General features: G+C 73.0%; 5 protein-coding genes and 1 pseudogene. 4 read left to right on the top strand and 2 right to left on the bottom strand.

Annotated elements, in window-relative coordinates:
- Positions 1-162 precede the first annotated feature (162 nt).
- Positions 163-540, top strand: a pseudogene (locus H5J29_RS18735) (SRPBCC family protein); the annotation flags it as partial.
- Between the two features lie 460 nt (positions 541-1000).
- On the opposite strand, the gene H5J29_RS18730 reads toward H5J29_RS18735, so the two are convergent.
- Positions 1001-2326: an acetyl-CoA C-acetyltransferase gene (locus tag H5J29_RS18730; protein WP_181782256.1), complete on the bottom strand. Its 1326-nt coding sequence runs from the start codon at positions 2324-2326 to the stop codon at positions 1001-1003.
- Between the two features lie 70 nt (positions 2327-2396).
- On the opposite strand from H5J29_RS18730, the gene H5J29_RS18725 reads away from it, so the two are divergent.
- Both H5J29_RS18725 and H5J29_RS18720 read left to right on the top strand, forming a co-directional pair.
- A complete protein-coding gene (locus tag H5J29_RS18725) occupies positions 2397-3035 on the top strand; it encodes a TetR family transcriptional regulator (protein WP_181782255.1) in 639 nt (212 codons plus the stop codon).
- Positions 3032-4948 (top strand): acyl-CoA dehydrogenase family protein, encoded by a 1917-nt coding sequence (locus H5J29_RS18720; RefSeq protein WP_181782253.1) that lies wholly within the window; start codon positions 3032-3034, stop codon positions 4946-4948. Before H5J29_RS18725 ends, H5J29_RS18720 begins: the two co-directional genes overlap by 4 nt.
- A gap of 131 nt (positions 4949-5079) precedes the next feature.
- Here the strand turns inward: H5J29_RS18720 and H5J29_RS18715 are convergent, their stop codons facing one another.
- Positions 5080-5427, bottom strand: coding sequence for a CDC27 family protein (locus tag H5J29_RS18715; RefSeq protein WP_181782251.1), 348 nt, complete (start codon positions 5425-5427; stop codon positions 5080-5082).
- Positions 5428-5482: 55 nt separating this feature from the next.
- Between H5J29_RS18715 and H5J29_RS18710 the strand changes: the two genes are divergently transcribed.
- Positions 5483-5803, top strand: a 321-nt coding sequence (locus H5J29_RS18710; RefSeq protein ID WP_376768548.1) for an HAD family hydrolase, incomplete at its 3' end; no start/stop codon positions are given.

The raw sequence follows: 5803 nt of genomic DNA, 5'->3' as shown, positions 1-5803 counted from the left end.
CGGACTACCGTGAACACCTGGCCAGGGTGCTCACCGGCCGAGCCGTCCTGGCGGCGGCCGGATAGGACACCCGCGAGACCCACCACGCGCCCGCCCGGCCTCCGGGCGGGCGTGTGGGCGTTTCGGCAACGGGGCGCTCGCCGACAGAGGAGACTGAAGCTCATGCAGCTGGAGAACAAGTTCACGATCGCCGCGCCCATCGAGGACGCGTGGGCGGCCCTGAACAACCCGGAGACGGTCGCGCCCTGCTTCCCCGGCGCCGCGCTCACCGAGTACACGGGGGACTCCTTCACCGGCACGGTGAAGGTCAAGCTGGGCCCGATCTCGTTGACCTACAAGGGCAAGGGCACCTACGTCGAGCGGGACGACGCCACGCACCGGGTCGTCATCGACGCGACCGGTCGCGACTCACGGGGCAACGGCACCGCGAAGGCCACGGTCACCGGCTCGATGACGGCGGACGGTCCGGACAAGACCGAGGTCACGATGGTCACCGACATGACCATCACGGGCCGCCCGGCGCAGTTCGGCCGCGGCGTGATCTCGGACGTCGCGGACAAGATCATCGGCCAGTTCTCGTCCTGCCTGGCGGACAAGCTGACCGAGAAGGAGACGGCGGAGCCCGAGACCGCGGCCGCCTCCACACCCTCCACATCGGACGGCGAGGGGCCGAGCAGCAGCACCCGCCCGGACGGGGCGATCCGCCGGACCGCGGGCTGCAGGACCGCGCGGGCGGCGGCGAGGTCCTCGAGCGTGGTGGCGTCGGTCAGGTCGAGGACGACGGCGGCGAGCTTCTCCTCGCCGGCCTCCTCGACGACCCGCGAGCCCTCCTCCGTGACGAGCGCGGCGATCGACTTGGCGAACCGCCCCGACCCGGCGACGAGCGCGGGACCCGCGAGCAGGGGCTGTCCGGGCTCGAAGCGCCGCAGCACCGGGACCCGGGGGATGCCGAGCCGCTTCGCGAGCGGCCCGTTGGAGAAGTCACGGAACCGGTCGGTGCTCACGCTGCCTCCAGGATCGCCACGACACCCTGCCCACCCGCGGCACAGATGGAGATCAGCCCGCGGCCGGAGCCCTTCTCGTGCAACAGCTTCGCCAGGGTCGACACGATCCGCCCGCCGGTCGCGGCGAACGGGTGACCGGTCGCCAGGGAGGACCCCACGACGTTCAACCGGGAGCGGTCGATCGAGCCCAGCGGCGTGTCGAGCCCCAGGCGCTCCTTCGAGAAGCCCGGGTCCTCCCAGGCCGCGAGGGTGGCCAGCACGGTGGAGGCGAACGCCTCGTGGATCTCGTAGAAGTCGAAGTCCTGCAACGTGAGCCCGTTGCGCTCCAGCAGCCGCGGCACCGCGTGGACCGGCGCGGTGAGCAGCCCGTCGCGCCCGTGCGGATGGTCGGCTCCGCGAGCTCCGCCTCCGTGCACGTAGTCGACGGCAGCCGTCTCGGCGTCGACGACGTGCGCCAGCACCGGCAGCTTGTGCCGGGCGGCCCACTCGTCGGACCCGAGCAGGGTGAGCGCGGCGCCGTCGGTCAGCGGGGTCGAGTTCCCCGCGGTCATGGTGGCGCCGTCCCCCTTCCCGAAGACGGGTTGGAGCCGAGCCAGCTTCTCGACCGACGAGTCCGGACGGAGGTTGTCGTCCCTGGTCAGGCCCAGGTACGGGGTGACGAGGTCGTCGAAGAAGCCGCGCTCGTAGGCGGCGGCGAGGTTCCGGTGGGAGGCGGCGGCGAGCTCGTCCTGCGCCTCGCGGGACACGCCCCACTCGCGTGCGGTGACCGCCGCGTGCTCCCCCATGGAGAGCCCCGTGCGCGGCTCGGAGTTCTGCGGGATCTCCGGCACGATCTGGCCGGGCCGCAGCCTGCCGAGGATCTTCAGCCGGGCCTGCAGCGACCGGGCACCGTTGAGCGCCACGAGCACCTTGCGCAGGTCCTCGTTCACGGCGATCGGCGCGTCCGACGCGGTGTCCACCCCGCCCGCCACGCCGCTCTCGATCTGCCCCAGTGCGATCTTGTTCGCCACCGCGATCGTGGCCTCGAGGCCCGTCCCACAGGCCTGCTGGACGTCGTAGGCCGGGGTCGAGGGCGCGAGCCGCGAGCCGAGCACCGCCTCGCGGGTGAGGTTGAAGTCCCGGGAGTGCTTGAGCACGGCGCCGGCGACCACCTCGCCCAGCCGCTCGTCGGCGAGCCCGAAGCGGGCCACCAGCCCGTCGAGCGTGGTGGTGAGCATGTCCAGGTTGGACGCCCGGGCGTACCTGCCGTTCGCGCGCGCGAACGGGATCCGGTTGCCCCCGATCACCGCGGCCCTGCGCGGCGCTGAGCCAGAAGCTGCCATCGGACGTGCCCTCCTCGATCGGGTTACCCATCAGTAGCCAGTACCCACGGTACACGGTACCGTGGGATCCATGAGCGTGACGAGGGATCGCCGCGACTCCCGGTGGGACGCCCATCGGGAGCAGCGCCGCGCGGAGCTCGTCGCCACCACCGTCGAGGCCATCCGCACCCACGGTGCAGGCGTCGGCATGGAGGAGGTCGCGGCCGCGGCGGGCACCAGCAAGACCGCGGTCTACCGGCACTTCCGCGACCGGACCGGCCTCTACGTCGCCGTCTGCGACGCCGTCGCCCAGGTGCTGGTGAACCAGATCCGTCGGGCGACGGACCGGACCCTCGCCGACGGCGCCGGACCGCACGCCGCCGTCGCCGCAGGGATTGCCGCCTACCTCGGAACGATCGAGGCGGACCGCGAGGTGTACCGGTTCGTGGTCCATCGCCCGCTGCTCGTGGGAGACGCCGGCGACCCCGCCGACCCCATCGCCGACCTCGTCACGGTGATCGGCGACCACGTCGCGACGGTCATCTCGACCTACCTGCCCGCGGCGGCCGCGCCCCGGATCTGGGGGCACGCCGTCGTCGGCATGGTCCGCGGGGCCGCGGACGACTGGCTCGCCCGCCCCGACGGGACCACTCGGGCGGAGCTCGCCGCCCACCTGACCGACCTCGCCTGGACCGGCCTCGCCGGTCTCGCCACAGGAGGAACCCGATGAACCCCGAACTCCTGCAACGCAGCCTCGACGGGCGCTGGGCGGATGTCCGCACGAGCGTCCGCGAGCAGATGGCCCGCTTCACCCCGGCGGACCCGGACCTGTCCCGCGAGGAGTACCGCGCGCGGGTGCTCGAGCTGATGCGCGCGCTGGCGAAGACCGGGCAGCCGCACCGCGGCTTCTCCCCCGAGTACGGCGGCGAGGGGGACGTCGGCGGCGTGGTCACCTCGTTCCAGGCGCTCGGCTACGGCGACCTGTCGCTGCTGGTCAAGGCGGGGGTGCAGTGGGGCCTGTTCGGCGGCGCCGTGCAGGTCCTCGGCACTTCCCGGCACCACGACGAGTACCTGCGGAAGATCATGGACGGCGAGCTGCTGGGCTGCTTCGCCATGACCGAGACCGGCCACGGGTCCGACGTCCAGCACCTGCGCACCACCGCGACCTACGACGCGGACAGCCAGGAGTTCGTGATCGACACCCCGGAGCCGGGGGCGCGCAAGGACTACATCGGCAACGCCGCGCGGGACGGCGAGATGGCCGTCGTGTTCGCCCAGCTCGTCACCCAGGGCTCGACGCACGGGGTGCACGCCTTCCTCGTCCCCATCCGCAGGGACGGCACGCCCGCCGCCGGGGTCACCATCTCGGACTGCGGGCACAAGGCCGGGCTCAACGGCGTCGACAACGGTCGGCTGACCTTCTCCGGCGTCCGGGTGCCGCGCGAGGCACTGCTCAACCGCTTCGCCGACGTGGCCGAGGACGGCACCTACTCGAGCTCGATCGAGAACGAGGGCCGCCGCTTCTTCACCATGCTGGGCACCCTGGTCCGCGGTCGGATCTCGGTGGCGGGCGGGGCGGGCAGCGCCGCGCAGAAGGCGCTCACACTCGCGGTCCGCTACGCCGAGCGCCGCCGCCAGTTCGCCGATCCCGCCACCGGGCAGGAGACCGCGATCCTCGACTACCGCGCCCACCAGCGGAAGCTGCTCCCGCTGCTGGCCACCACCTACGCGCTGACCTACGCCCAGGACGACATGGTCGCGGAGATGCACCGGCTGCAGAAGCCCGGCGCGACCCCGGACGAGAAGGCCCAGCGAGACCTCGAGAGCCGTGCCGCGGGCCTCAAGGCCGTCAGCACCTGGCACGCCACGCGCACCATCCAGACCTGCCGCGAGGCCTGCGGCGGAGCCGGGTACCTGTCGGAGAACCACCTGCCCGCGCTCAAGGCGGACACGGACGTCTTCACCACCTTCGAGGGCGACAACACCGTCCTGCTCCAGCTGCTCGCGAAGAACCTGTTGGGGGACTACGGCAAGACCGTCTCGCGACTGTCCAAGGTCGACCTGGCGCGGTTCCTGGGCGAGCAGGCGGTCGACGCCGTCGCCGAACGCACCGGCCTCAACCGCATCCGGATCCCGGGGCGCGGTCTCGATCCCCGCTCCCGCGCGGGCCAGCGCGCGCTGATCGCGGACCGGTCGGACCACCTGCTCGCGGGGGTCGCGCGGCGGCTGCGGCCCGCGCTGAAGAAGGGCGCGGACCAGTTCGGGATCTTCAACGCCGCGCAGGACCACCTGCTCGAGGCGGCCCGCGCGCACGTCGACACCCTGGTGTTCGACGCGTTCGTGGCCGGGATCAAGCGCTCCGACCCGTCGGTGCGGGAGCTCCTGGGCAGGGTGTGCGACCTGCACGCCCTGTCGGTGATCGAGCGGGACCGGGCCTGGTACCTGGAGCACGGGAGGCTGACCACGGCCGAGTCGCGCGCCGTCACCACGGCGGTCAACGACCTGTGCGCCGAGCTGCGCCCGCACGCCCGGCTCCTGGTCGACGCCTTCGGCATCCCCGAGCCCTGGCTCGCCTGCCCCCTGCTCTCCGACCCCGCGGCGGAGACCACGACGGAGAACCCCGCCCCCGCCCTGGTCGGCTGACACCGCCACGCGCTGTCCGACTCGCGCACCCCCATGTCCGACTCGCGCGTCGGAAGTGGGGGACTCGCGGAGACATCCCGCGAGTCCCCCGGTTTCGACGCGCGAGTCGGACATCGCCGTGGTCGGTGTGCTCAGGAGACGCGGGCCGCGCAGGTGTCGCGGTCCTCGGCGTAGGCCGGGTTCTGGGCCGCCGCCAGGCGGAGGTGCGGGAGCGCCTCGGCGTGGCGGGACTGACGCTGCAGGGTGCGGCCCAGCAGGTAGCGCGCGAAGGAGTCCGTGGGGGCCAGCTCCACCGCCCGCTCCAGGGTCCGCTCCGCGCGGGTGAGCTGCGCGGACTTGTAGTAGGCCCGACCCAGCAGCATCGCGCCCGCCGCCGTCTCCAGCAGCTCCTCGCTCCGCGGGGTGAGCATCGACAGGGCCTCGAGGGGACGCCCGCCCGCGAGCCGGCCCTCGGCCATCCGGTAGGTCATGTCGTCCATGTCCCGCCCAACCCGGATACCCCTGCCGGGTATTCCGGAGGGCTACCGTGACCCCATGGACCTCGACGATCTCCGGGCCGTGCTGTTCGACATGGACGGCACCCTCGTCGACTCCGACGCCGCGGTGGAACGGGCCTGGCACACCTGGGCCGGCGAGTACGGGGCCGATCCGGCGGCCGTCCTCGCGGTCGCCCACGGCCGCCCGTCGGACCCGACGGTCCGCGAGGCGCGCCCGGACCTCGACGACGAGGGGGTCGCGGAGGCCGCCGCCCGCCAGCTCGAGCTGCAGTACACCGACCTGTCCGACGTCCGCGAGGTCCCGGAGCCGGAGCGCGACACCGAGAAGCCGTTCCTCATGCCCGTCGAGGACGTCTTC

Origin of the sequence: Pseudonocardia pini (genome assembly GCF_013870575.1) — a bacterium.
In the GTDB taxonomy this organism is placed as follows: domain Bacteria; phylum Actinomycetota; class Actinomycetes; order Mycobacteriales; family Pseudonocardiaceae; genus Pseudonocardia; species Pseudonocardia pini.
The sequence above is the reverse complement of the archived record's forward strand: the minus strand, read 5'-3'. Positions and strand labels throughout refer to the sequence as shown.